The organism is Paenibacillus sp. FSL R7-0652 (assembly GCF_038595045.1).
GTDB lineage: Bacteria > Bacillota > Bacilli > Paenibacillales > Paenibacillaceae > Paenibacillus.
This window is the reverse complement of the sequence record NZ_CP152001.1, coordinates 3,239,784-3,265,638: the sequence shown is the minus strand read 5'-3', so window position 1 is coordinate 3,265,638 and position 25,855 is coordinate 3,239,784. Positions and strand designations below refer to the sequence as shown.

The 25,855-nt window shown below is 45.4% G+C and carries 18 protein-coding genes and 1 pseudogene; 9 read left to right on the top strand and 10 right to left on the bottom strand.

All coding sequences use genetic code 11. The features are described 5' to 3' along the window. Window positions 1–147 precede the first annotated feature (147 nt). Window positions 148–1,365 (bottom strand): hypothetical protein, encoded by a 1,218-nt coding sequence (locus tag MKY97_RS14710; protein WP_342556133.1) that lies wholly within the window; start codon window positions 1,363–1,365, stop codon window positions 148–150. Window positions 1,366–1,653: 288 nt separating this feature from the next. On the opposite strand from MKY97_RS14710, the gene MKY97_RS14705 reads away from it, so the two are divergent. Together MKY97_RS14705 and ureC are read left to right on the top strand one after the other, a co-directional pair. Beyond that, entirely contained in the window at window positions 1,654–2,280 is a 627-nt protein-coding gene (locus MKY97_RS14705; protein ID WP_342556132.1) for an urease subunit gamma, read from the top strand. After that, entirely contained in the window at window positions 2,277–3,989 is a 1,713-nt protein-coding gene (ureC, locus tag MKY97_RS14700; RefSeq protein WP_342556131.1) for an urease subunit alpha, read from the top strand. Before MKY97_RS14705 ends, ureC begins: the two co-directional genes overlap by 4 nt. A 199-nt stretch (window positions 3,990–4,188) precedes the next feature. On the opposite strand, the gene MKY97_RS14695 is transcribed toward ureC, so the two are convergent. Both MKY97_RS14695 and MKY97_RS14690 read right to left on the bottom strand, forming a co-directional pair. Continuing rightward, window positions 4,189–4,941 (bottom strand): SDR family oxidoreductase, encoded by a 753-nt coding sequence (locus MKY97_RS14695; RefSeq protein WP_342556130.1) that lies wholly within the window; start codon window positions 4,939–4,941, stop codon window positions 4,189–4,191. Between the two features lie 134 nt (window positions 4,942–5,075). Next, window positions 5,076–5,435, bottom strand: a complete 360-nt coding sequence (locus tag MKY97_RS14690) for a hypothetical protein (RefSeq protein WP_342556129.1) — start codon at window positions 5,433–5,435, stop codon at window positions 5,076–5,078. A gap of 220 nt (window positions 5,436–5,655) precedes the next feature. Here MKY97_RS14690 and MKY97_RS14685 point away from each other — a divergent pair, with 220 nt between their 5' ends. The 3 genes and pseudogenes from MKY97_RS14685 to MKY97_RS14675 form a co-directional block, all read left to right on the top strand. Continuing rightward, window positions 5,656–5,874 (top strand): hypothetical protein, encoded by a 219-nt coding sequence (locus MKY97_RS14685; RefSeq protein ID WP_342556128.1) that lies wholly within the window; start codon window positions 5,656–5,658, stop codon window positions 5,872–5,874. Window positions 5,875–6,073: 199 nt separating this feature from the next. Further along, a complete protein-coding gene (locus tag MKY97_RS14680; RefSeq protein WP_342556127.1) occupies window positions 6,074–6,418 on the top strand; it encodes an AraC family transcriptional regulator in 345 nt (114 codons plus the stop codon). A gap of 29 nt (window positions 6,419–6,447) precedes the next feature. Continuing rightward, window positions 6,448–6,834 (top strand): annotated as a pseudogene (locus MKY97_RS14675) (transglutaminase-like domain-containing protein); the annotation flags it as partial. A gap of 235 nt (window positions 6,835–7,069) precedes the next feature. On the opposite strand, the gene MKY97_RS14670 reads toward MKY97_RS14675, so the two are convergent. The 3 genes from MKY97_RS14670 to MKY97_RS14660 all read right to left on the bottom strand — a co-directional run bounded on the left by MKY97_RS14670 (window position 7,070) and on the right by MKY97_RS14660 (window position 11,808). Then, window positions 7,070–8,089, bottom strand: a complete 1,020-nt coding sequence (locus MKY97_RS14670) for a phosphotransferase (RefSeq protein ID WP_342556126.1) — start codon at window positions 8,087–8,089, stop codon at window positions 7,070–7,072. 229 nt (window positions 8,090–8,318) lie between these two features. Further along, window positions 8,319–9,671 (bottom strand): glucoamylase family protein, encoded by a 1,353-nt coding sequence (locus MKY97_RS14665; RefSeq protein WP_342556125.1) that lies wholly within the window; start codon window positions 9,669–9,671, stop codon window positions 8,319–8,321. Between the two features lie 322 nt (window positions 9,672–9,993). Further along, a complete protein-coding gene (locus MKY97_RS14660; RefSeq protein WP_342556124.1) occupies window positions 9,994–11,808 on the bottom strand; it encodes a family 43 glycosylhydrolase in 1,815 nt (604 codons plus the stop codon). Window positions 11,809–11,996: 188 nt separating this feature from the next. Between MKY97_RS14660 and MKY97_RS14655 the strand changes: the two genes are divergently transcribed. Further along, complete coding sequence (locus MKY97_RS14655; RefSeq protein ID WP_342556123.1) at window positions 11,997–12,419, top strand: VOC family protein; 423 nt, start codon at window positions 11,997–11,999, stop codon at window positions 12,417–12,419. Window positions 12,420–12,437: 18 nt separating this feature from the next. On the opposite strand, the gene MKY97_RS14650 is transcribed toward MKY97_RS14655, so the two are convergent. The 4 genes from MKY97_RS14650 to MKY97_RS14635 form a co-directional block, all read right to left on the bottom strand. Next, window positions 12,438–13,055: an SDR family oxidoreductase gene (locus tag MKY97_RS14650; protein WP_342556338.1), complete on the bottom strand. Its 618-nt coding sequence runs from the start codon at window positions 13,053–13,055 to the stop codon at window positions 12,438–12,440. A gap of 198 nt (window positions 13,056–13,253) precedes the next feature. Further along, a complete protein-coding gene (locus tag MKY97_RS14645; RefSeq protein ID WP_342556122.1) occupies window positions 13,254–14,261 on the bottom strand; it encodes an alpha/beta fold hydrolase in 1,008 nt (335 codons plus the stop codon). Window positions 14,262–14,420: 159 nt separating this feature from the next. Continuing rightward, the gene (locus MKY97_RS14640; protein ID WP_342556121.1) at window positions 14,421–20,555 is read right to left on the bottom strand and encodes an S-layer homology domain-containing protein; all 6,135 of its coding nucleotides are present in this window, start codon (window positions 20,553–20,555) and stop codon (window positions 14,421–14,423) included. A gap of 119 nt (window positions 20,556–20,674) precedes the next feature. After that, window positions 20,675–21,904, bottom strand: coding sequence for a sigma-70 family RNA polymerase sigma factor (locus tag MKY97_RS14635; RefSeq protein ID WP_342556120.1), 1,230 nt, complete (start codon window positions 21,902–21,904; stop codon window positions 20,675–20,677). 383 nt (window positions 21,905–22,287) lie between these two features. On the opposite strand from MKY97_RS14635, the gene MKY97_RS14630 reads away from it, so the two are divergent. From MKY97_RS14630 to MKY97_RS14620, 3 genes are all read left to right on the top strand, one after another. Further along, complete coding sequence (locus MKY97_RS14630; protein ID WP_342556119.1) at window positions 22,288–23,883, top strand: hypothetical protein; 1,596 nt, start codon at window positions 22,288–22,290, stop codon at window positions 23,881–23,883. Window positions 23,884–23,954: 71 nt separating this feature from the next. After that, a complete protein-coding gene (locus MKY97_RS14625; RefSeq protein ID WP_342556118.1) occupies window positions 23,955–24,845 on the top strand; it encodes an ABC transporter permease subunit in 891 nt (296 codons plus the stop codon). 15 nt (window positions 24,846–24,860) lie between these two features. After that, window positions 24,861–25,751, top strand: a complete 891-nt coding sequence (locus MKY97_RS14620; protein WP_342556117.1) for a carbohydrate ABC transporter permease — start codon at window positions 24,861–24,863, stop codon at window positions 25,749–25,751. Window positions 25,752–25,855: the final 104 nt, after the last annotated feature.

Sequence of the window (25,855 nt, the reverse complement as noted above, 5' to 3'; positions counted from 1 at the left end):
TGTAAATACAACATGAAGCATAAGGCTTGGGACAGACCTAAGGTCAAGTCATATCATTTTTTTATCTCCGGCAATCTAAAAAAAGGTGCACAACTATAACAAAAAAGCCGCTTTAGTGGCGGCCTCTTGTTAATTCTATGATTTTACCTACGTACTCTTGGGCAGTTTATTCAAATTAAGTCGACTTATTTTGCTGTTGTCAGTCATAACATAGACAATGCCTCCACCCTCATACACAAACATGGGATCAGAGCTGCTGAGTTCAGTGATATCCACCGTGTGAAGCAGTTTTATTTGGACTGATGCCGAGGCGGTCGTTTGATAGATCGATATTTTGGAGTCCTCCACAAGCATTACAGTTCCATCTCCAGCGGTCTGATACGTTTGAGCTGAAGCGGGAACAGTCTGCATGACGCCTTTACGGTCGATCATAAAAAAGCTGCCATTGGACCGAATGCCTGTGAATCCGTTCGAAAATACGCGTTTTGACACAGCAACCGATGTTGTCGAGTCTTGATAATAGCTCACATCGTTTATTTTCCTGCTCCATATCACTTTGCCGCTTGTTGTCTTCGCTGTAAAGCTGGTCACGTTGTTATCCAAATTTTTTTGGAAGTGAAGCAGCCCGTCAGAACCGAATCCTGAAAAGACGCCTTCTTTAAAATCGAAATTGTACTGAAACTGCTGCCTCATATTGAAATCATAAAACTTCATCCGGCTGGACGTTTTGCTCGTGCTGTTAATCGTTTGAAGCAGACCATTGACAAACCCATTATAAATGGATGCATCCCAATTGTTTTTGCCCAAGAACTTGCCCTCTGGACTATACCGATAACTGGTCACCCGCTCAGAAGCGGTTTCCAGATATATAAACAGATTACCGTTCGGCATAACGGAGACCCCGGACATGGAACGAATCTTTTCATCAAAATACTTCGTCCACAGCACTTTTCCATTCGCATGATAAGCAGTCAGGCGCTGCTTCTCAATGCCTGATCTGTTTTTCACAGGTGTAAGAATATAAACCGTACCGTTTGGAGCAGTCTGTGCATATGTACCAAAAAAGTTAAAGCTCATGTTACTTCCTGCTGTATAAGAGGTCTTGGATAACAGCTTTCCTGTCTTCTTGTCCAGATTAAACATCTGATTGTCTATACTCATAAAGTGCAATGCCTGATCTGTGATCCGGACGTTACTGTCTGACATGTAGCTGTGCTCCTCCGGAACAAAAAATGTCCAGTCTGGATCGGGCAGCTTCTTAGACGTGCCAGCAGAAGCCGTTCCCGTAAGTATGCTGCTGAACAGCATGATGATGAGCAGAGGTACCCATCGTTTGACGTGAAGCAATAAGATCACCTTCTTCATTTTAATAAACGACATCCCATTATCGTCATTTGTGCACTCTTCCGTTTCATCATACTGTATTTTTCAACCATAAACGACTGAATAAATAGTGCATATCATGCTCTTTATTAAATGCCTTTGTGTCTATGCACAAATCAAACCTATGATGTTATGTTATCTGACATTTTTGTTTGACTATCCTCCATAATCATGTTACATTTTCAAACATAAGAGAGGATTGGAAAAAGATTACATGGATTTATGGTGTTATTCCTCCTCCATTTATCTCGTACAAAGGGGCTGCTTCGTATGCATTTAACTGTACAGGAACGTGAAAAGCTGCTGATGTATCTGGCTGCTGATATGGCCGAAAAGCGATTGAAGCGAGGCGTTCAGCTGAATTATCCTGAAGCCGCTGCTTATATTTCAGGGTTTGTTGTAGAGGGTGCACGTGATGGAAAAACAGTGAAGCAGTTGATGGAAGAAGCTCGTCAACTGCTGACCGCGAATCAGGTAATGGATGGTGTTGCCGAACTGCTGGGTGAAGTTCAGATTGAAGCTACGTTTCCAGATGGCACGAAACTGGTGACGGTACACGATCCGATTGCTCGTACAGAGGGTGCGATTATCCCGGGTGAGTATGAATTTGCAGATGATCCGATTGTGCTGCTCCCTGACCGCAAAAGGATCACACGTTCCGTGACCAACACTGGAAGCCGGCCCATTCAGGTCGGGTCACACTTTCATTTCTTTGAAACAAATCCTTCTTTATCATTCGACCGGGAAGGCACCAAAGGATATCGTCTGGATATCGCTTCTGGTCTCTCTGTTCGCTTCGAACCTGGAGAAATGCATGAGATTACGCTGGTTGAGATTGGCGGCACCAAAGAAATCTACGGATTTGCCGGTTTAACAAACGGGAGGGTTGACTCATGAACACAATAGATCGCGCGACGTATGCAAGCATGTATGGTCCCACGACGGGAGATCGGATTCGGCTCGCAGACACCTCGTTAAAGATTGAGATCGAGAAAGACTTTACCGTGTATGGAGACGAGTGTGTTTTTGGCGGCGGTAAAACGGTTCGGGACGGCATGGGCCAGCATCCATTGGCAGCCCGGGACGAAGGCGTTCTGGATACGGTCATTACCAATGTTGTAATTGTGGATACGTGGGGAATTGTCAAAGCCGATATTGGTATTAAGGATGGGTTGATTCGCGGGATCGGCAAAGCAGGAAATCCGTATATGATGGACGGTGTCGATCCTGATATGTATATCGGTGTGGGGACTGAGGTCATCTCGGGCGAAAATCTGATTGTGACGGCAGGTGGAGTCGACAGCCATGTGCATTTCATCTCTCCACAACAAATTGAAATTGCACTGCAGAGCGGCGTTACCACGATGATCGGCGGAGGATCGGGACCGGCTACGGGTACACTCGCGACCAACTGCACATCTGGTGTGTGGCATATTGAACGCATGATGCAGGCACTTGATTCATTGCCCATGAATTTTGTGATGCTGGGTCGGGGCAACAGTTCCAGACCTGAAGCGTTAATGGAACAGGTGCTTGCAGGCGTCGGTGGACTGAAAATCCATGAAGACTGGGGAAGCACCCCCTATGTCATCGACAAATGTTTAAGTGTCGCGGAGCAGTATGATATTCAGGTCAATATCCATACGGATACGCTGAATGAAGCCGGATATGTGGAAGACAGTCTGCGTTCGTTCAATGGTCGTGCAATCCATACGTATCATACGGAAGGGGCAGGCGGTGGTCATGCACCAGACCTGCTGCGTGTTGCTTCCATGCCCAATGTCCTCCCTTCCTCCACCAGCCCAACCATGCCTTACACTCGTAATACGATAGATGAGCATCTGGATATGCTGATGATCTGCCATCATCTCGATCCCAAAATCCCGGAGGATGTAGCCTTTGCCGCTTCACGTATTCGGGAGACAACGATTGGTGCGGAAGATATTCTGCATGATATCGGTGCAATCAGTATGACCAGCTCGGATTCACAGGCGATGGGTCGCGTCGGTGAGGTGGCGATCAGAACCTGGCAGACAGCTGATAAAATGAAAAAACAACGCGGTTCGCTTCCCGGCGATCATCAGGCCGATAACCAACGCGTCAAACGATATATCGCGAAATACACCATTAATCCTGCTGTTACACATGGCATATCCCAATATGTAGGCTCCATTGAAGTTGGTAAAATGGCGGATCTTGTGTTCTGGAAACCTGCATTTTTCGGAACGAAACCGGAACTTGTCATCAAAGGCGGCATGATCGTTCATAGTGTCATGGGAGATCCGAACTCCACCATCTCTACGCCGCAGCCCTATATGTACAGACCGATGTTTGGCAGTTACGGTAAAGCGCGATCTGCAATTTGTGCATCCTTTGTATCTCAAGCTTCTATTGATGCGGGAACGCTGTCTTCTCTTGGACTCACCAAATCATTGAAGCCTGTGAAGGGCTGCCGTGCCGCCAGTAAAAAAGATATGATTCTGAATGGTGAAACACCAACCATCATGGTAGATCCGACCAATTACACGGTATCTGTGAATGGAGAAACATTACGCTGCCTTCCGGTTGACGAGCTTCCGATGGCACAGCGTTATTTCTTGAGTTAGATTGCGGATTTTTGGAGTAAGAATGGAGATCGCTGCTGAAATCGTTCAATGGCTTACCTGATAAAATCCCTCCACCCGCATAGCGGGTGTTTTTTGTTTCGCGCGTTTCACGCACTCAACTGGCTAAAGCCATAATGAAGAAGCCCAGCTGACATGAGCTGAGCTTTTTCTTGTTTTTTTCACCGTACGCTCAAGAACATCATCGAATAAAGCCGCCTTCGGAATGAAGAACCTGACCGGTGATCCATGCCCCAGCTTCACTAACGAGAAAATCAATGAGGTTAGCTGCATCCTCAGGTGTTCCAATACGTCCTAACGGGAACTGAGGTAAGAGAAAATCACGAATGGAGTCATCCATCCAGGTTGTATCCGTCGGCCCCGGATTTACGGCATTTACTGTGATGTTCAATGGTGCAAGCTCACTCGACAACGACTTGGTGAAGGCGGAGATAGCCCCTTTCGTCGCAGCATATGCCAGTTCTCCAGGCATGGGTGATATATCCTGTCCAGACGTCATGTTGATAATCCTGCCTGAGGTCAGCTTGGATTTTTCGAACTCACGGGCAAATAGTGTGCTTAACAGAAAAGTAGATCTCATATTAACGGCGTAGTGGTCGTCCATCAGTGCAGCGTCAAAGGACTTGTAGTCGGTATTGACACCATAAGCAGCATTATTGATCAATATGCAGGGAGTTCCCATCTCCTTCACTGCACTTGCATATACTTGCTGGGGTGCACAGCGATCTGAAAGATCGATCTCGATGGATGCACAGCGAACTCCTGAATTTTCAATTTCCTGATGAAACGCAGTAATATATTCGGGATGAGCCTTCCAGTATGTGAAAAATATATCAACATCTCTGGAAGCCAGCTTACGGCAAAAGGCACTTCCCATATCCCTGGGGTCACTGGCACCCGTGATGATCGCAACTTTTCGTTGATTTTGTGTCATCGTCCCACCTCTATTCATGAAGATAAATTAGCGCATTTCCTCATAATTATAGATGATAGAATGGATTAAACAACCCATGATGTTGAATACAAAGTCTCCTATGCAAACTATTGTGAAATGCAGCGGCCTCTGACTTAGAAAGAATAGCGGAACAGACCGTAGTAAAGTGGGCCGAGTGTGATGATTAGGGTGGCGATCATCCACCATCTTCTCTTCCACATCGATATTTCTGGCATAATTTCTTCACCGTTGTGGTCCTTCAGGGACATTGCAAAAAATATTTCCCACAGTAAAGCTGCCAAAGTAATAACTTTCCAAGTGCCCGGATTTAGCATTTGAATCTGTTTGACGTATCCCAATAGTCCAATCCAGGTAACAACGGACACAACAAAATCGATTTTTCCGTGTCTTGATCTATACTTTCCTTTTAATAAATAACCGAGAGATGCTGTTCCGAGTAATCCAAGATAAATTGTCCATAACCAGTTGATCATATAACTTCCTCTTTGTTGTCTAGACATTTAATTATTTTTTGTTTGGCCTGCTCATACCCTGCTGCATTATAGGTGAAGCTTATCATTATGTATAGCGGAAAATGGTTCCAACACTAAACTCTGAGCAGTCTGTCTATGCTGTTCGTTTATTCCAATAGGCACTTTAGTATGGTTTAATAGATCGTATTGATGAATTGCTTTTGTAAAGGGGGACCACCGTTTGATGAACTTATATGGCGCTCATCATCATATTCTAGTGCATTCGGATGCCATTGATGCAGAGGCACACCAACATTCGTTTATCCAAGTCACACTTGCTTTGGAAAGTCCCTTACAGATTGAAGTTCAGGAGCAGCATATAAGTACAGAAGGGATCGTGATTAACTCCAATACGGCTCATCTTTGCAGGGATCAGGTCAGCCCTTGTTATTACTTTTAATCGACAGCACGTCCAACATCGCAGCCGCATTCAAGCGATATATGAGCAGACAAGCATATGCCCATCTTCCTTCATTAAATAGTAAAGAAATCGCGGTATACATTAAAACACAGCTGCCCTCGGTTCATAATGCAGCAAGTTATGATTTGTTTTTGGAGAGACTCATGACTCTTTTAACCTGGACTACACTCAACCTCTGGTGACGGATCAACGAATCAGCGAATTGATTCAAGACATTAAAAATTGCACCGAGTCGGAGCACTCTATCCGTACTTATGCAGAAAAGTTTGGTCTATCGAACAGCAGGCTTTCGCATCTGATTAAAGAGAATACAGGCATATCTCTTAGCGGTTATATGCTGTTACATAAACTGCACAAAGCATCCTATCTGATTTTCGAGGGAAAAAGCATTACAGAAGCAGCATTGGCGGCTGGATTTGATACCCCCTCCCATTTTGCCAATACGAGTAAGAAATTGCTCGGCATGACTGCCAAAGATATTCGGAAAGGCAGCGTGTTTTTGCAAGTTTCTTCCCTGTACTGACGATACAATGACTGCAGGAGGAGCTCATCATGATCCACTATCTCGAGCAGACGAAATTATTAAATTATAACCATTCCGCCATTCAAGGCTTGATCCGCAGTCGTCAATGGAGTTCACTCTCTGTTAAGAATCAGATCCTCAGCGTTTATAACTATGTTCGCGACGAAATAGAGTTTGGTTACAATCGCAGGGATGATATTCCGGCTTCAGAAGTGCTGCAGGACGTATATGGCCAGTGCAATACCAAAGGCATTCTTTTTATGGCTCTATTGAGAGCTCTTGGAATTCCCTGCCGAATTCACGGGTTTACCATTCATAAGCAGCTGCAGAAGGGGGCGATGAACAGCTGGTACTATCGACTTTCGCCGGATGAGATTATTCATAGCTGGATCGAAGTAATGTATAAAGGGGACTGGTTAAATATGGAGGTTTTTGTTTTGTTTTGTTTTGTTATCGATCTCCCTTATCTGAACAAACTTCAGCAAAAGTTTAAACCGTGTTCCGGTTCTTTCTGCGGTTACGGTGTTGCGACTGACGATGTTCAGAATCCAGCTGTCTTTTGGGATGAAAATGACACCTATGTGCAGAAACCAAACAAAAATACGGAACGATTCAGCAAATTCTCTGTTTCGTTCCGTGTGAAAGTTCGTATTAATCCATGTTTACAGGCTCGATCACTTCGAATAAAAATGGATTACCGTTTAAATATTCTCTTATGTATGCTTGGGCATATTTTTGTTCATCGATTAAACTGGCTGTTTCTCTTGGGTCAGATGCTTGATGACAGTAATTCTCGATCATGATCATAATGAAAAAACATTCCAGATCCCGAGTATAGTCCGTTTCCAACTTCCTACTACGCTCATAACCTTGGATAAGCATCCATCGATGTTTTGGCCAAAGCTCCAACATGGTGCCTGCCATATCGTATAGATAATATCCGTACCCACATCTTCCAAAATCAATCGGATAAGGCTGATTATCGTTAAAAACCATGTTTCCGGTATGTAAATCAGCATGAATGAGCCCATAGTTATGTTCACTTGGACGCATAGTTGTAAGTTGGGATACAACCTTCTCAGCTGCATCTTGATACAACTTCCATGCCTCTTCGGATAAAAAATGTTCATGGCAACGTTCCAACTTAGCTAGTTCACGTTTAAAACTTTCTACTCCCCAAGTAGGTCTTACAAAATCAGAAGGTGGATTGAAGTCCTTTGCTGCTTCATGGAGCCTGCTTATTAATACACCCATATGATATGCATGACTATCCGTAAATTCACCTTTTGCTTTTTCACCCTCGATCCACCGCATCATCGTTACATAAGGACGTCTATATCCTATATCTGTTTCGATGTCCAATACATAAACACCATCACAACTTGGTATCCCTTCGGGTACATTTAGATCTTTCGATTTGTTCAGTGCTTGTAACAGCAGGAGCTCCGAACGAATTTCCTCTCTGCTCAATCGGTCCGAATGAATGCGAAGTAAATAATGGTCAAGGGTACTGGTTTCAATTTTATACGTGATCGAATCAGATAGTTGTATAAACTCGATTTTATCCCACTCTATGTCATACTGTTGAATTGCTGATAGAGCAGCTTTCCTTGCTCGGATGAATAACGCCCGCCGTTCTTCATCCGTATCAAATCTAAAAAAATCTTTCATTTGTTATCCCCCTGCAATGTTCATGAAGTAAATCAACTACTTCTCTTATAAGTTATTGTAACGATCGTAAAATCTTAATAATATGTAATAAACAATTTAAACTATGCTGTACACAAAAAAAGTCTTATACCTAATAAACAATAAAATATGTTATTAGCTAGCATTTGCATGAGCACAAAAAGCGGAACGAAGCGTCACCTAGCGATGCCTCGTTCCATTTGAATCGGGTCTACTGAATCGAAAATACTTCTTTTTTCAATAATGCTTCTGGTTTCTGACCGATCGGATCACTGTGGAAGTAATCACGGATTACACCGTCATGCAGATAGTTGGCGATGGACACCATAATCATGCCTTGATCCAGTGCCAGATAAGCTTTGGCCACTTCTTTGGTCTCCAGATTGATGGAGTCATATAAGCCGTATTTGCCCATCATGTTTAACTTCTTCAATGTTTTGATGTTTTTGCGTGCCTCTTCAGGCACATAGTCCAGAGCAAGGAACGTGGCGTGAGCAGTTACCGTTGCCCCATCTTTATAACCCGAGATACCGAGCGGTGTCGCAGCGAATTCACTATATCCGGTAGGTGTTGCAGACGGGGAGAATCCCCAAGCTTCATACCCTTTTTCTTTGGCATATTCAATCTGCAGCTGGGCATGACGTTTGTTGTTTAATCCTAAAGCTTGCGTACCCAAATCTTTTTCCTTGATCACTAGCCCTGGCATAAGTCCTTCAAACATGCTTCCTCCCCAGCTGGGAACAAACTTTCGGCCTTTATACTCGTAACTTCCTTCAAAAACATCCACGCCATCGTAATTTACTATCTGACCCTGTGGAATCTGAGACTGCCAATCCCACTCAAGAGGCATCGTCCGGTACATCTTCCACCAATGCTCCTGAGGAACGTCCCCCTTACCAATGGCAATATAACTTCCTACACGAGGTTCAGTATAGAATGACCCATAATGGTGCTCAGTAAGTGCGCCTTTAGCGACATCATAGCCACCACGGAACTGACCGATCACCGGATCGTACAGCGTTGTGTAGTTCATCTGTTTAACGAGTGTGCTCGTTTGTACATTCAATTCAGGATAAGCTTGACCAACTACGATTAAGCCCGCGGATAACCAGCCGTTATCGACTTGTGATATAAATTGCCCCCAATCTTTTTTGACGGAACCATCGTCCGTGTTGTACCAGTTGTAATAAAGTCCATTCCATTTATCCATCTTCTCCAGCGTGTTTAGTGTTGTTTTCAAACGGGATACGGCTTCTTTCTTCGAAAGGAGTCCCATCTGCTCTGCGGAGACGGTACTCATCATATACATCGCAATGTTTGTTGGTGAGGTGCGCTTGGCTTCTTCGATCCCCTTCTCCTTCATTCGGACCTCATCATACGTCAATCCGGTTTTTGGATCGGTAAAGTCTTCAAAGTACTTGTACGTTTTTTTGGCAACCGCTTTCAATTCTGGTTTGAAGCCCGTCAGCTTGCCTGAATCATGTGCCGATATAACAGGAGTGAAAGCTGTACTGGCAAACAAACAAAAAGTTAAAATGAGTCCTAACCTTTTTACAATATTCATCTCTTTTCTCCTTTCAAAATCGAATTCGAAACGTTTCGTATTTTATGATAGCACGACTGTGCATATTTGGTAAATAATAAAATGAAAACCCTTACTTTAAAAGAGTGATGGCGATTTTCAAAAAAATGATCAAGATTCGAAACGTTTCATAATATGATCTTCGTAATGATCCATTTATTCGTAATTATATTTCATATCAAAAAAGCCGCTGATTTCAGCGGCTTTCATTGAATATAACTTCAAAGTAAATTTATAGCGAAACAGTATGCGTCCTACTCATACCGTTGAACGGAACTAATTTCCCTCTAACGGTCAACTGTTTTCACAAAACAACAGGCTTCATCAGCCCGTCCTCTCCAAAAAAGATCGGATCAATACACACTTCCCGGTGATATCCTTTGCCGGTAGAGAAACGGGACAGCGGCGTCACAAAGCGATGATAGGCTATATGATACTGATCCGTCCGAGGATCATGAATAATACAGTGATGGCCTGTTCCGAGCATGCCTTTTGTCACATTTTTGCTTAAAACCGTGTAGTGATAGGTAACTGGGCCGTACAAGCTTTCCGAGGTACCATAATTCACATGATAATCTTCACTTCCGGTATCATCACAGGACCATGTGAAGTGATACAGCTCATCACGTTTTAACACCGTTACAGCCTCTCTGAACTCATGCAGTCCTTCCAGATTTCTCATCGTTTCTTCGCGCACATGGATCATATCTTCATCAAGTTCCACAATCGCTGCATGCGCGTTCCCAAACAAGAGGTACATGCTCCCATCCTGCTCGGCATAGATTGAAGGGTCGATCGCCTGGCCCATCGTGATGCCAAGACGTCTTAGTTGGTCCATCGTTATTAAAGGCTGCGGCTCAGCAAGAAAAGGACCGGTTGGCGAATCGGCAGTGGCGACACCAATTGCACTTTCCTGGTTGGGCATCTTACCGCAGAAATAATAGTAATACTTGTTGTTCCGGCTGGCGATTGCTGGTGCCCACGCGTTTCCGATGGCCCAAGGTACATCATCCGATGCCAGATCAAGAATCACTCCTTCGTCCTGCCAATATCGCAGATCACTGGAGGAGAAAACCTTAAACTGTGTGCCAGACCAGCTCTCAAAACCATCGGTGGTAGGAACCATGTAATAGCGATCGCCGAATTTCGCCACATCGGGGTCCGCATACTGACCAGCCAGTACTTGATGCCCATCTCCGTAAGCTGTCAGCAGGCGGCTGCATTCTTCCACGGTGATTGGCAGGACACTGCCATGCCGCTTGTGCGCCGCACCCATATCAAACTCATCATCTGGAACCATTCGGAAATCTCCACTGTCCAGACTGCTTGTCAGCAGTGGAAGATAGCCCTTCCCTTCTGCGAAACGGTCGACGATCAGGCACCACTCTTCCCGATCATTGAATTTAAAGATCTGAGGGCCTTCAACTCCCAGCAGCGCTTCCAGCACAGGGGCATGGAGTGGTACGAACGCATCCTTATCCAGTGAACTCCCTTTTTCGACGCGAATATTTTTGGTTGTTTCATCTTTGGAATAGCGATAATACGAACCGCAAGAAGCAAGAATCGTTGTATCAATGATATGATTTTCCCGTTCTATGTACTTTTCCGCTGGAGTAAAGGTGCGGAAGTCCTTGGTACGTGCACTGTATATTTTTTGCTTGCGTTCAGATTCATGCGCTTCCTGTGTGGCAGAAGCCCAGAATACAAGAAACTCGTCTGTTTTTTCATCATAGACGGCTTCAGGAGCCCACACACATCCTGCTCCCTCAACGCCAACCGTAACGGTCCAAGGCGAAGACCATGTGATGAGATCGCTGGATTCCCAGACAACAATGTCCCGGCTGCCTGCATGAACCGCCGTATCCCAGCCTTTACCGTTGGCTATTCGCAGATCGGTAGCCATCAGATAAAACTTGTTTTCCCGAACAGAACGAATGAGAAACGGGTCGCGTACACCCTGCTCACCAAGATTCGAACGCAGTACGGGTCTGCCCCCATTCAGGTCCTTCCAATGCAGACCATCCTCGCTGTATGAGAAGTAAATCTGCTCTCCGTCCGACTGTTCCCCGATAAAATGCACAAAAAGATATCCTGCATAAGTTGTGTCTGTATTTAACAAAATCAAGAACCTCCCTGCAATCACTTAATAATCAATTCCACAAAAAAAGAAAGCGCTTAACTTAACTTGTATCATACTTCAAATCTACCAAAAGGAGTAGGGAAATTTGCTGCTGCTCGCATTTACCACTTCAACATCTTCATATACAATGGTATAGCTGTATAGTTAAGTGAAACGGAGGCTTTCTTATGATTCAGTCCATAATACATATTGCCTTAGTCGTGAACGATTATGATGAAGCAATAGAGTTCTATACCCGAAAATTGAACTTTACGTTACTTGAAGACACCTACCAACCCGAGCAGGACAAACGATGGGTGGTCATCGCCCCTCCCGGCTCAATTGGCACAACCATCTTACTGGCCAGAGCTTCTAAACCGGAGCAGGAGCCGTTTGTCGGCAACCAGGCCGGAGGGAGAGTTTTCCTGTTTCTGAATACGGATGACTTCTGGCGAGACTATAATGACATGGTTTCCAAAGGGATTGAGTTTGTGAGAGAACCCAAGGAACAGTCTTATGGTATCGTTGCTGTTTTTAAAGATCTCTATGGAAACCTATGGGATCTGCTGCAGATGAATGAAAATCACCCGATTTCAAAACGTATGAAATAAAGTTCGAAAGGGTTCGCTTTAGTAGGATATCCCCACACGTGTGCGAATGAAATGACGATTCGCAAGTTGTTGGTAAGTAAACTCGGCCGTATCTGAGGTGGAAATTTCAGTTCCGCCATCCGGCAAAACATCCCGCTCGACCCTGTAGTTTCCCAGGCGTGCCCCATCGGGTAAATAGGTAGGACACACAATCGTCCATTCGAGAACAGACTGCTGCAGCTGTTTGTATACACGTTCGTGCTCTTCGGCTGCCCGGGTTGACTTACGTCTGGATTCGCTGGATTGATAGCGAAGCTTCCCCGGCTCGGTTCTGCTCTGCAGAATTCCGGCCGTTCCGATGGTAACGATTCGCTGTATGCCTTCTGCTGCCATGGCGTCTATGATTAAGGGTATACTTTCTGATAATGTGGTTGTTCCGTCCGTGTTCAACGCACTGATGACCGCTTCTGCTCCCTGAACCGCTCGTTTCAGGTCCTCCGGGTGCAGCACATTGCCTTGAATGATACGCAAGTTGGGATGTGGATTTATTTTCTCCGGGGAACGAACCAGTACGGTCACGTGATGCCCTTCTTGAAGAGCGTATGTAAGGATATGAATTCCAACTCGTCCAGATGCTCCTAGTATCAAAATATGCATCATTATCAAACCTCCAGCTTGAAGTGTGTTTTTATCTTGCTTTTGTCTTTGTCTCTTTTAAATCATCGACACATTCAAATTTCATGAATCGGTACTTGTGCTTCGCCTGCCATAGAAGATTAGAATACCAAAAAAACCGTTGCACGGATACTTCACGTACCCGCATAACGGTTTTATTCAATAGTTAGTGATATATATTTAAAGAGCTGTATTGATCTTTTCGCTGAATGTCTTGATTTTCTCGGCGATTTCCTTGGGATGAGATCGATATAAATAATGATTCGCATCCAGCAAAACCATTTCTGCCTGTGCACTATCCTTAATCTGCTTCTCATGCTCCGACACCCATTCCTTCACGACAGGATGGTTCTTCTGTACAAAGAACAGGACTGGCAGATTAACAGGCAGTGCAAGCTTTTTGGCTGCCTGGAAGTTGGAATACATGCTGACCGCTTCGTTTAACTGTGTGTTATTGTACATATTTTTGCGAATTAAAATGTTTAACTGCTCCTTAGTATGATCGTCATAGGAAAGTCCATCATACGGGTCAGCACTCAGCTTCAGCTGTACACGGGCAAAGCCAAGGTTGCGGAACCATTTAATAGGCTCAATATCCGATGCTTCCACTTTCTGCTCGCTCAGCGCCGGGACACTGCTGTCCAGACCGATGAATGCCTGCACTTCGTCTGGATATCTGTTCACATAATCCAGACTGTATAGACCTGAGATTGAATGAGCCATCAGCATGTAACGCTTGAATCCAAGATTTTGCAGAGCGGTATGCACCTCATGTGTAATATTCGCTGAGCTGCGTTCTTTATCGGTCGGGTCGCTTAATCCGTAGCCCAATGGTTCTACAACTACCACCTTATAATAAGGGCTGAGTTCGTTTATAAGTGGTTTGAAATCAAGTGCAGGCGAAGCGGTCCCGAACCCCGGCAGTATGACGATGGTTTCTTTGCCTTCCCCCTGCATGAATACATTCATTCGTTTTCCATCGACAGACACCTTTTGACCGTACGGCTCCAATCGTTTCTGTTCAGAATGACTGCTGAATAGATTAACCGTGTATACGGCGGCGATCAAGAGCAGTATGATTGCGACAATAGTGACCATTACTTTTAATAAAATTTGAAGAAGCCGCTTTGTTTTGGAACGATGCTTTACTTCTGATTTGTGCTGCACTGGTTGAGTCAAGCTGTTCATCTCCTTGTGTGTATCTTCATCTGTTATGCAGTATACCTGAACTATTTGTCCTGCCAATGAATGGAGTATGAACGGAATATGAACACCAAAAAAAGCCGCTGGGCAGCGGCTTTATGGTACTATCTCATACGGCTGGTTTAAACTGTGTTAATGCATGCTCTAGTCTTGAAGATGAATGAATTCATAAACCATTTTAGCAAGTTCCGCCCGTGTAACCTCTGCCTTCGGGTCGAATCGAAGGTTAGCTTTGCCTGTCATTATGCCAAGCATATTAACATGTTCCACCGCTTCTTTGGCCCATGAGGAGACTTGATCATGATCTGTGAAAGTGGATTTCGTCATTTCAGAAGCAGAAGCCGGATTATTGAACAGTTTTTCAGAAGCTCTCATTAATATGACAGCGGCCTCTTCCCGGCTGATGGCATCCTTTGGTCTGAACAGCCCGCCATTCCCCTGTACAATGCCAAGCGCTGCTGCCTCAGCAGCGGCTGGTCCGAAATAGGCTTCTGACGGTACATCAACATACGGTGATGACAGTGTAGATGATGTTTTTCCAGCGGCTCGCATCATCAGCGTGATAAAGTCACCACGATTTACTTTTAATTCTGGTCCGTAGTTTTCACTGTTGATTCCCTGAATCAGATGTTTGGCAGTTAGCATGCCAACATAGGGTGCCGCCCAGGAATTGGCTATATCACCAAAGGATTTGCGATACTCCATAATGGTGTATACACCTGGTTGATCAACATTAAACGTTACGCGGCTGTTATTAAAAGCACCTCCTTTGTACTGCACATTCTGTCCATCCGGTGCTGCGAGATAGACCCCGGCGTACTCAGAATGGAACTTCTTGAGCTGATCTGCGGTTAATGTTTTTTCCACGAGAACCGCGTTAGTGAACGTTTGGACTTCTCTTTCCTTCTGTCCTTGAAGAATGTACATGCGCAGCGACTGCATGATCCCGGTCTGCACGTAATGTTCACGAGCTGCCAGACGATCGGTGAGCGCTTCAGCTGTATTCGCATCCTGTAGACGGTTGGAACGAAGAATTAGCTGCTGTTCATCCTCCAAAAGCTGCGGGAGAACGTCTGGAGGAAGGGTAATCTGCAGCCCAGGTGATACAATCTGGATCGTTTTTCCGTTGGCTTTTGCCTGTTTCACCGCTTTACCCGGGAGATATAGGTCAAAGGACGTTTCAGTATTCGGGTCACTGTCCTCAAGGGTAATCATAACTTTACGATCAGCACTGGATGCGGCGGCCTGCTCCAGTAACGAGGATTCAACACGGTATATTCCATCCTCACCACGCTTCAGCACCAGCTTTCCTTTCTCAGGAGGAATTGGAGTCTTACTTTCAGTTGGTGTACTGTCAGATGATCCTGTTGACATTTCCGGATTGGAAATGCTGCTGTCTCCTCCCCCATTTCCGGGTGTGTTTTCACCAGGCGAAGGAGTGCCAGTATGGAATCCCCAAATGTCAGATAATGTGGAACCGCTGTTGTCGTCCTTCACTTGGACATACCACTGGTTGTAACTGCCGCTTGCAAGTCCTTTCCAAACAACAGAAGCCTGCTTGCCGCTTGGGATATTATGCTGTGAGCCTATTTTTTCATCAGTATACACGTTGACTCCGATATAGTCCGTAGCAACTCGTTTGGTTGTAGGCGCCAGGCCAAGGTCCAGACTGAACTCGTCTTTACCTTTTTCAACAGCAGGATCATAGTAGTTATAGTCATTCAGGTAAGGAGAGTACGTTTTGATGTGAAGCTTGTTATTTTTCATATCAAACTGCATCAGTCTCATGTAACCCAATCCGCCTTCAGGAGCGCCTTGATAATCTGCCAGCATTTGATACACGCTGCGATCCGGAATACCGTCTCCGTCATCGTCAACTGCATCCACTTTCAATTCGGCATCGTGGTAATGTCCAGAAAGAGCGGCAATGACGTTTTTGTTCGGTTTGACGACTTTCTCGAAGATTTGATCTGCGATCGGTGAACGATTGTTGGATACAAGCAAATATTCGTGCAGACAGAGTATCGCTTTCCGTTCCGGATATTTGGCGACAATCTCATTCATCCAGTCGATTTCTTTTTCTCCAAGTCCCCACCCCATGTAAACGATGATGAAGTCATTGCCTCCAGCCGAAACGAGATCATAATGACCGCGATTATTCTCGTATGATCCGCCGTACACCGATTGGTTTACGAAACGCTGTGCTCCGAAATACTGCTGGAACTTGCTGTAGTCATTATCCTGATGACCAACGTCGTGATTACCCGCAAGCACACCATATGGAATCGACGCATCCTCAAGCACTTTCATATTTTTATCAGCTTCAATCCACTGATATTCCTGATCTGCCTTATCAACCACATCTCCGGTATGGATGACATATTTGATATTCATTTGTTCTTTTTGCTCCGCGATCCAGCTCACCATTTTTTGATAGATCTGCGGATAACTTTGGGAATAGTACTGCGTATCGGACATCCATATAAAGGAGAAATCATAGTCCTCTTGCGATTCGGGCTGTGACGTCGTGCCTGCCAAGTTCACCTGCTGCTCTGCAAGTTCATCCTGTACCATAACCTGGATGGTTCCGTTCAGAGAGTAATCTCCGGCCAGAACAACTGCGGATAATCCGAAATCGTCCTTACCTGCAATAACCTGATCTAACTGCCCCCACTTCTTCTGGGCTTCACTCCAGGCATACAAGCTTACCTTACGTCCTTCAAGCGACTTGCCCTGCCATTGGATGTCCACGCGCTCCGTACTGCGAACGTCAGGATCAAGTTTGACTTCAAAACGCTGATAAGGAAACTGCTCTACGGAGTCGTTCACCAGGTACGTGCCGTCTACAGCTTCAATCTTCCTGTAATCAGCTGCTTCCATCACCTTCTCGCCCGCAGGAATCATCTGTTTGGGCGGCTCTGTCTCCGCAGTGTTCAGGTAACCTGTAAAACGGTCGGCGCGATGACTGTCGTATTTGTATCCTTTGAAAAACGATACGTTCATCGCATCCGCGCTTGGGTCCTGCACCTTAACGATCAGATTGGCTGCTGTGCCCACATTGGTCTGATTCAGCTGTGGACTGATTAACTCCGGCTGCAGCGGGTTCTCATCCGGCACATGAAACTGAATCGTCTTGTCAGATAGGTTACCTGCACGGTCCGCGGCCTGAATCTGCAGCGTATGCTTGCCCCTCGACATTTTTCCAGAGGACGTATGCATCGGAAGGTCAATTTTTTTCCCGTCCAATTTCACCGTTATCTCATCGACACCGGCAATTTCATCTTGAATTTGCGCATCAATAACGAAGGGTCCGCGATACGTTTGGTTCTCCTCGACGGTCGGTTGAATAACAGGTCCCGTATTATCAACCAATACCTGGGCAGCAGCCTCCTTCTCGCCATCCGTTACTTTTACTAGATGGTGGCCGTCAGGGACAGCAGTGGTGTCCCAAGTATAAGCTGTGGATTTCATCTGTTCGGGCTTCAGGTTAAAATGAAAACCAATCGATTCACTTTTTCCTGCTGAATCTCCCATTTTGATCTGTTTCTCTTTTTCAGCATAAGCAGGGTCCCAGATTTCAGTCCCGTCAGCCAGGAGCAGTCTGACATTTTTGATTTCAAAATCGTCTTTGTTTTCTTCCGGACGCTGGTCAAAAGGAGAGGTTTTGGAACCTGCCCGGGCATAAATAACATTATCGCCCTGGATCAGCCGTTCGGATGAAATGGGAAAGGATAGTGTTGTGTACGCTGTAATGGGATTCATGAATGTATAAAGAATCGTTTGGTCTTCCAATTCAGGAGGCCCCATAGTCACTGCATTTTTGAAATAATAATCAACATTCACTGCTTCAAACACGAAATACGCATCATGCTCCAGTGCTCCCGAAGTTGAGTTTTCAGGAACGAGCTTATTATCGATTTGAAGTTGAACAGGTGCATTACCAGACTGCGAGGTACCTTTAAGGATATGCGTTCCCTGCAGGATATCCTGATCTTTGACATTCAGCCGAAGTGCCTCATCACTTACTCCCCCGGTTATGGAAATGCTTGTTTTATCCGAACGGGTTTCATGAACACCGTCGGAGACAACAAAATAATATTCAATGGTTTTACGGCCGATAAGCGACGCGGATGATAAGTTATAATGATACATCGTATCGTTGAAGTCCTCGGTTAAACGGTACCGTGAAAATTCCGTATCTTTATCCGATCGAATATACACTTCAACGGAAGTGACTTCCCGGTTGTCTTTGGCATCTACGACCAGCTCCAATCCTTTTGATTGATCTACTGTCGCTGTGCGTGTCATATCCGTAACCGTCGGGGGAAGGTTATCCTGCTCTACCTGAATGGGCTGCGGCGGAATCTGAGACGAATCAAGGATACCTGGTGAAGGAGCGTCAGATCCCGAACCGGACTTGATCATTACGCTGCTGCCATTCAGCGGATAAGCATAAGTAATCGCTTTATTCTCTTTGGTTTCATCGCCTTTCGTCCCATCGGCATAAGCCTGATCTGCATCATAATACGCAGATGAAATTTCTTTTCCCGTATTCGTTTTGAGCACGAGTGCTCTGCGGCCTGAATTAGCCATACCATCACTCTGGATAGTATGAAGAGTAACATTCGGAATCAGGCTGCTTTGATAGAACTGATTGAAATCCTGCTCGGTATACGAAGCGTTTGCACTGTTTTTGATCCAGAATACGACCGGCTGCTGCGGAGGAATTACAAAATCAGGCTGCTCTGCCTGCCACAGCACATCTGCGTTTGGTCCTTTATCCGGGTAACGATAGTACAAACTATAGTTTTTGAACTGTACAGGCTGGTTCGTATTATTATAAATCTCAACATACTCATAAGCATCCGTAGACGTTCCCGCAATATTCGTAGTGTTGGGTACAAGCTCTGTAATGAGCAGCGGAGGTACCTTCGACGGATCGAATGCGTCCAACTGAACAGAAGCTGTATAGGACTGATCCAGACTGCCGTTCTGAATCCGATATAAGAGCTGCGGTTCAACAAGCATGGATGCAGGTATTACAGCACTATACTCGTTCGTTTGATTAATCGAAGACATGGTTAGAGCGGTATATCTGTGCTGTGCAGGCGTTTTGAACAGAAGTTTCACCGCGGAAGGACTCCCGTCAGCCTCAACAGCCGGATTATTGATCTTCGCTTTCACTACAAAGTCCTGAACCGGCAGAGCATCTGTGGGAGCAATGTGCTCTATACTCGTCTGCGAATCTTCGTCTACCACAGGGGGGACGATTTGTGTGGAATCAATCACACCTGGCGTGGCTGGAAGTTTACCCGAGTCGCTCATTACATTCATTTGCGTACTTCCTACAGCAGGATGTTTGAAAAAAATACCCATATTTGTTTTGACCTGAGCTGGTTCATACGATGCAGAAGTTATGGTCTCGTTGTCGTTTGCAAGGCTCTTAATCACAAGGGAACGGGCACTTCCGTTAGCCATGCCGCTTCCTCCCTGAAGACGGTGGATCTGCTGTCCCTCTACCAGGCTTGTGCCAAAATTGCTGTTAAATTGTTCGACGGTCAGCTGATGGTTACTGCCATTCATAATCCAGAATACAACCGGACTGTGGGCTGGGATGAAAATATCCGAGCCTTCATCCGTTTTCCAGGTATCTTTATTGTTGTAGTAAAAAAAGTAATCTTTAAAATTGATCTCTTGGTCGGTGTTATTATAGACCTCAATAAATTCATACGCGTCCGTGCTGGAATTGGGCAGATTTGAGGTATCCGGCACGATTTCTGTAATCAGCAGGCTCGGTCCGGTTGTCTGCTTGGCAGCGGCGATCACGGGACGAATAACGGTGGTAAAGTCGGATGAGGAGATTATTTTCCCCTCGGAGTTTAACAGTTCAATGGTATAACTCAACTGATGCCCGTTCAAAGATTGAGCTGGAATTTCGCCTGTATACGTCTCCGGACTTGAATCCACGGGTGTTAGTTCGAGGGAGTCAGACCCCTGCCCGTCTACCAAGTATGTCAGGCGTACATTCAGCTGCGGTTCACCACCATGTACCGAAGCGGTAACAGTAAACGGCTGCATGGCAGATATCCATTCCGGAGGTGTGTGATTCACCTCAGGGATGCTGGTCTCTTGGTTAACCGCAGGATCACTTTGTTCTGTTGATGATAGCGTTTCCGCTTGAGCAGCAGGTGTGGTTGTAAATGGCGTTCCCATCGTCAGCAGCATGCTGCTTAGAACGGCGATCGAAACACTGCGCTGAAATCTGTTTCGTTTACTCAATTGCCCCCGCATCTCCTTCATATCCCAATTTAAAGTTTAGAAAAACAAACATTTTCTATGATATTAGGGATTTGTTACCGGAGTTGATGAAGTGCGTAAAAGGAAAGTTAATCCAGCATCTAGGCTTGAATATGCTCTGATACAGCCTGATGCAGCTCAGCTTCCGTGCAGTCCAGGATTCTTGTAAACTCCTGCGGATGACGAATCAGTTGATTCATCGACTTAACGCCGTACTTTTCCATCACATACTCTACAAAAATATACGAGAACTGGAATCCTTTCTTGGTATCAAAATCCCACGTATCATCGTCTAATTCAGCAAAAGTGGGTATCTTATTCGTGCGAATAGCCTCTTCGGTCGAGAACTTAAGATATTCTGGTGTCATCAGTTTGGCTTCATATCCACCGATTCCCTGTCTGATCCATTTCGGAGCCTGGGGATTAATCTCTTCAATCAGCCACATGGAGAACAGATGAACGGAACCTTTGATAATGGATTCGTACGTATGCTCAGGCCCGGGGTTCAGAGGTGAAACAATCTTGAGAATGTTTTCCTCGTATGTGCCGGTGAACCAGTCAGGCGCATCTTTTTCCCCCACAGCTTGATGAAATGCGGACAGGTCGGGATACATTTCAATGATGACTTTTCGTGAAGGCTGGTAATCGTATTTCACTGCAAGTCTTTCGACGTGTCCGTTTAGTTCCGTGATGAGGTCATGATTTGCTTTTTTCATACGGTTGTCTGAATGTGCTGAAATGCCTTTATTTTCGATAGAAATTAAGTTTTGAATTGACATGATAGCCATGTGCCCCCATTCATTTAATTCGTTTTTTAACTTCCCAAGAGCGCGGTACAATCTGTTCTTCACTGCGCTCTCACGCATACCAACAATGCTTGCAATCTCGGGCAGCGTACAGTCTGCAAAAAAACGTAAAGCGATAATCTCCTGATTTTTCTCATCCAGCGTTTGTAAGGCCGTTCCGATATCGATCCGAAAGTCAACATACTTTGTAAACTCAAGAGAGATGGACTGGGATTCGAGTTGTGTAACATCAAGCGGTGATTCATTCTGCCGTGACAACCTTCGATATTCGTTTTTTAATGTGTTCTGGGCAATCTTGAAGATCCATGTGAAAATATGTGCGTTCCCTTTAAAACGGTGCAGATTCTCCGCTGCTTTCATAAATACCTGTTGTGTGAGATCATCTGCAGCCGCGGCGTTTAATTTCAGTGAAAAGTAGGTGTTGATGCGCTCACGATATAATGCATAGATGTGTTCCACATGGATAATGCTGTCCTGTTCATCCGGTTGAACAGGTGTGAAATCTGTGTCTTGAGCTCCAGACATGGTGAGAACCTCCTCTTGATTTACAATAAATTAGACACCGGAACACAGCGATTAGCCACAAGTACGCTCAAAAAATATGTAGACTTACCTATAATCCTTATACATTCCTCTAATAAACCGCTTAACATCAATATAATGCATGACTTCATATCCTCGTACTGACGATCGTTGGCTCAGGCTTATTTGTTCAGGTCAAAAAAGTGCAGCACAGTTCAAATAAGTGCAGCGTACGATGCCTGTTATGCATTCCCTGATCCCCTCTATAGTTAAAAAACATGCAGATTCTGGTCAATAACGTTTATATCCCCTCTTCTTATTCTCTATTACAATATCTTCAAGTACAACATTCCTAAACCATGACTTGAACTTGAGGGGGAACGTAAATGAACAAAAAGATGAAGATTCTGATCTTGTCGATGAGCATGTCTGCCTTATTGGTCACGGCCTGCAGTGACAAGGGAAAAGGTCAGGCACAAACAGATGCGGAAAATGATGGTACGGGTGCAGTCACCATCCATACGGTTACGTCCGAATACAGTTCAGCGAAATATCCAAAGGGCGATGATATTACGAATAATGTCTGGACCCGCAGATACAAAGAGAAACTTAATATTAACGTCAAGACGGACTGGGTCAGTGATGAATACGAAACCAAACTCAATCTCGCCATTTCTTCCAATGAACTTCCCGACGTTTTTCGGGTGAATCCTTCCCAGCTTCGCCAGCTGATTGAGGCCGATATGGTCATGGATTTGACAGAAGCCTTTGAACAGCACGCCTCGGAACGCCTCAAAAGTTATATGAAAGCGGATGCAGACAGCTACGAATCTGGAAAAAAAGACGGCAAGCTCTACGGTATCCCCCAGATGCATTGGGGATTAATTGATCAACCGGACTTTATCTGGATTCGAAATGACTGGAAAGAAGAGCTCAAACTGCAGGACCCGAAATCGGTCGAGGATATCAAAAATATGGCTCTTGCATTTATGGAAAAACACGGCGGATACGGCATTGCTGTGGATCAATCGCTGGATTATCTGAACCTGCTCGCGATCGCTTGGAACGCTCATCCGGACCTGTGGATTGAGGATGGTACGGGAAAACTGACCTATGGCTCCATCCAGCCTGAGATGAAAAACGCGCTCGCCGAATGGGCGGAATGGTATAAGCGGGGCATTATCGATCCGGAATTTGCCATTAAAGACTTCAACGCCATGAATGCCGACATTGTCGCTGGCAAAGTGGGCATCCAGCCGTACTATCAGTGGTGGGGATATAATCCTGGCGTAGATACCGTCGCTAATCTGGGTAAAGACGCCATCTTCTATCCGTATCTGATTCCAACGGTCGATGGCAAAGAAGCGAAACAATCTATCTTTTTTGCGAATAACAACTACATTGTAATGAAAAAAGATGCTGCCAATCCACAGGCAGTGATCGAAATTCTGAATGATTATGCTTATATCGTGGATGAAGGCAATGGCAAGGAAAAACCGGAGACACTCTCCGCTCTGCTGGACAACGATATTGCGCACGTTGTTGGTGCGTTCCGTGTGCTTAACCCGAATTCGGACTATGAACAGTTCGAGGCTGTATCGAAAGCTCTTGAAACGAAGGATACCAGTGGGCTCACCACGTCAGGCATGTGGCAGAAGTATAACAACAGCGTCGAGTTTATCAAAAATGCGACACCGGGCGCGGTTGGTGATTATCTGCAGCAGGGCGCACCGAAAAATGCGTATGGCTTGGCGAAAAAAGTGCTCGACAGCGGCAACTACACCAAAACTGCACTATGGGGCGTCACGCCTGAGGCTCTGTCCAGTTATGGAACAACGCTGGATGATATTCTGACGGAAGGTTTTACAAAAATCATTATGGGCAGCGAGAACATCGACTACTTTGATGTGGTGGTACAGAACTGGCGTGCAGCTGGCGGAGATACAGCCATTGAAGCCGTGAACGAAGCCTACGGCAAATAAGCTGAAGCTGCGAGGCTGGGGGGTGAGCCTGTTCTCACCCCTCTTTTTGATAACTGAACGGAGGAAAAGCAATGCTGAAAAAATGGAAGCAGCAAAGTCCTTACCACCTCATGTTAATCCCCAGCGTGGTGTTGGTATTTATTTTTAGTTACATTCCTTTCTATGGCCTGGTTATTGCCTTTCAAAAGTATAATCCGGGTCTTGGCTTCAGTTCGCCTTGGGTTGGATGGGACAATTTCACTCATGTCTTTAATCAGCCCAATTTCGTGAGAACGATCTGGAATACCCTCTACATGTCCGTTTTCAAAATGATCGGCGGCATTGTTGTGCCTGTTATTTTCGCCCTGCTGCTGAATGAAGTGCTGCACAACGGGATCAAACGAACGTTCCAGACTCTCGTCTATATTCCGAATTTCCTGTCCTGGGTCATTATGGCCGGCATTATGCTGGATATTCTGAGTGCGGATGGGATCGTGAATACGTTTTTAGGGGTGCTCGGCATGAAACCGATCTCCTTCCTCGGCACGCCTTCCATCTTTCCGTGGACAATGATTGTGAGTGATATCTGGAAAGGCTTCGGGTTTGGCACGGTTGTCTATCTGGCTGCCTTAACGAGCATTGATCCTGGCCTGTACGAAGCCGCAGTCATTGATGGAGCCAAGCGCTGGAAGCAAACGATCTATATCACCCTGCCGCTCCTGATGCCGACGATCGTTTTAATGACGGTATTGTCGCTGGGAAATGTGCTCAATGCCGGTTTCGATCAGATATATAATCTTTATTCTCCTGTGGTTTATCAGACCGGAGATATTATCGACACCTATGTGTACCGTCTGGGTATCCAGCAGGCACAGTATTCCATTGCAACTGCAGTCGGTTTATTCAAATCGGTTATATCCTGCATTCTGGTTGCAGTCTCTTACATTCTGGCTTACCGCGTGGCAGGTTACCGTATCTTCTAAGGAGGGCATAATCGGATGATTCATGATAAAAGTATAAGCAGGCGTCTCTTTCATATTTTGAATTACACGATACTGCTGGCGATCTCGCTGCTGTGTGTCCTGCCGTTTGTCAATTTACTCGCCGTCTCTTTCAGCAGCAGTTCAGCGGTCTCTGCGGGGAGTGTTACATTCTGGCCAGTTGAATTTACAACGAAGGCTTATGAGTTTGCTCTTTCTGGAAGTGCATTTTATTCCTCCCTCTGGGTGGCAATTCAGCGAACCGTTCTGGGTACACTGGTGAATCTGCTCTTAATTGTGCTTACAGCATACCCACTCTCCAAAACAAAACAGAAGGTCATGGGCCGCAACCTCTATATGGGATTTTTCATCGTTACGATGCTGTTCAGCGGTGGATTGATTCCTACTTATCTTGTTGTGGTTAAAATGGGGCTGATCGATTCCATCTGGTCTTTGATTCTTCCAGGTGCGCTGCCCGTGTTCAGCATGATCATTCTGATGAACTTTATTCGCGGACTGCCTGAGGAGATTGAAGAATCAGCCATCATTGATGGTGCAGGCCCGATGCAGGTGTTAATCCGGATCATGCTTCCGCTTCTCAAGCCTGCGCTCGCGACGGTAGGACTGTTCAGCATTGTCGGCCATTGGAACTCCTGGTTTGACGGCATTATCTATATGAACAATCCAGCCAACTATCCGCTGCAGAGTTATCTCCAAACCCTGCTTCAAAGCTTTGAGCAGATGATGCTGAAGTCCGGGTCAGACTACACCCAGCTGTTAGCCATGATGAATGCCAGAACCGGACGTGCAGCCCAGATGTTCCTTGGTGCCATCCCGATTCTGCTCATCTATCCGTTCCTGCAGAAGTATTTTACCAAAGGTTTGGTACTCGGCAGTGTTAAGGGATAAAGAAAGGACAATAAGAATCAATGATATAGATATGGTTTGAACGTGTATCCCAAAACAAACGCAAATACCCTAAGGACCTGCAGACGATGATCTGCAGGTCCTTT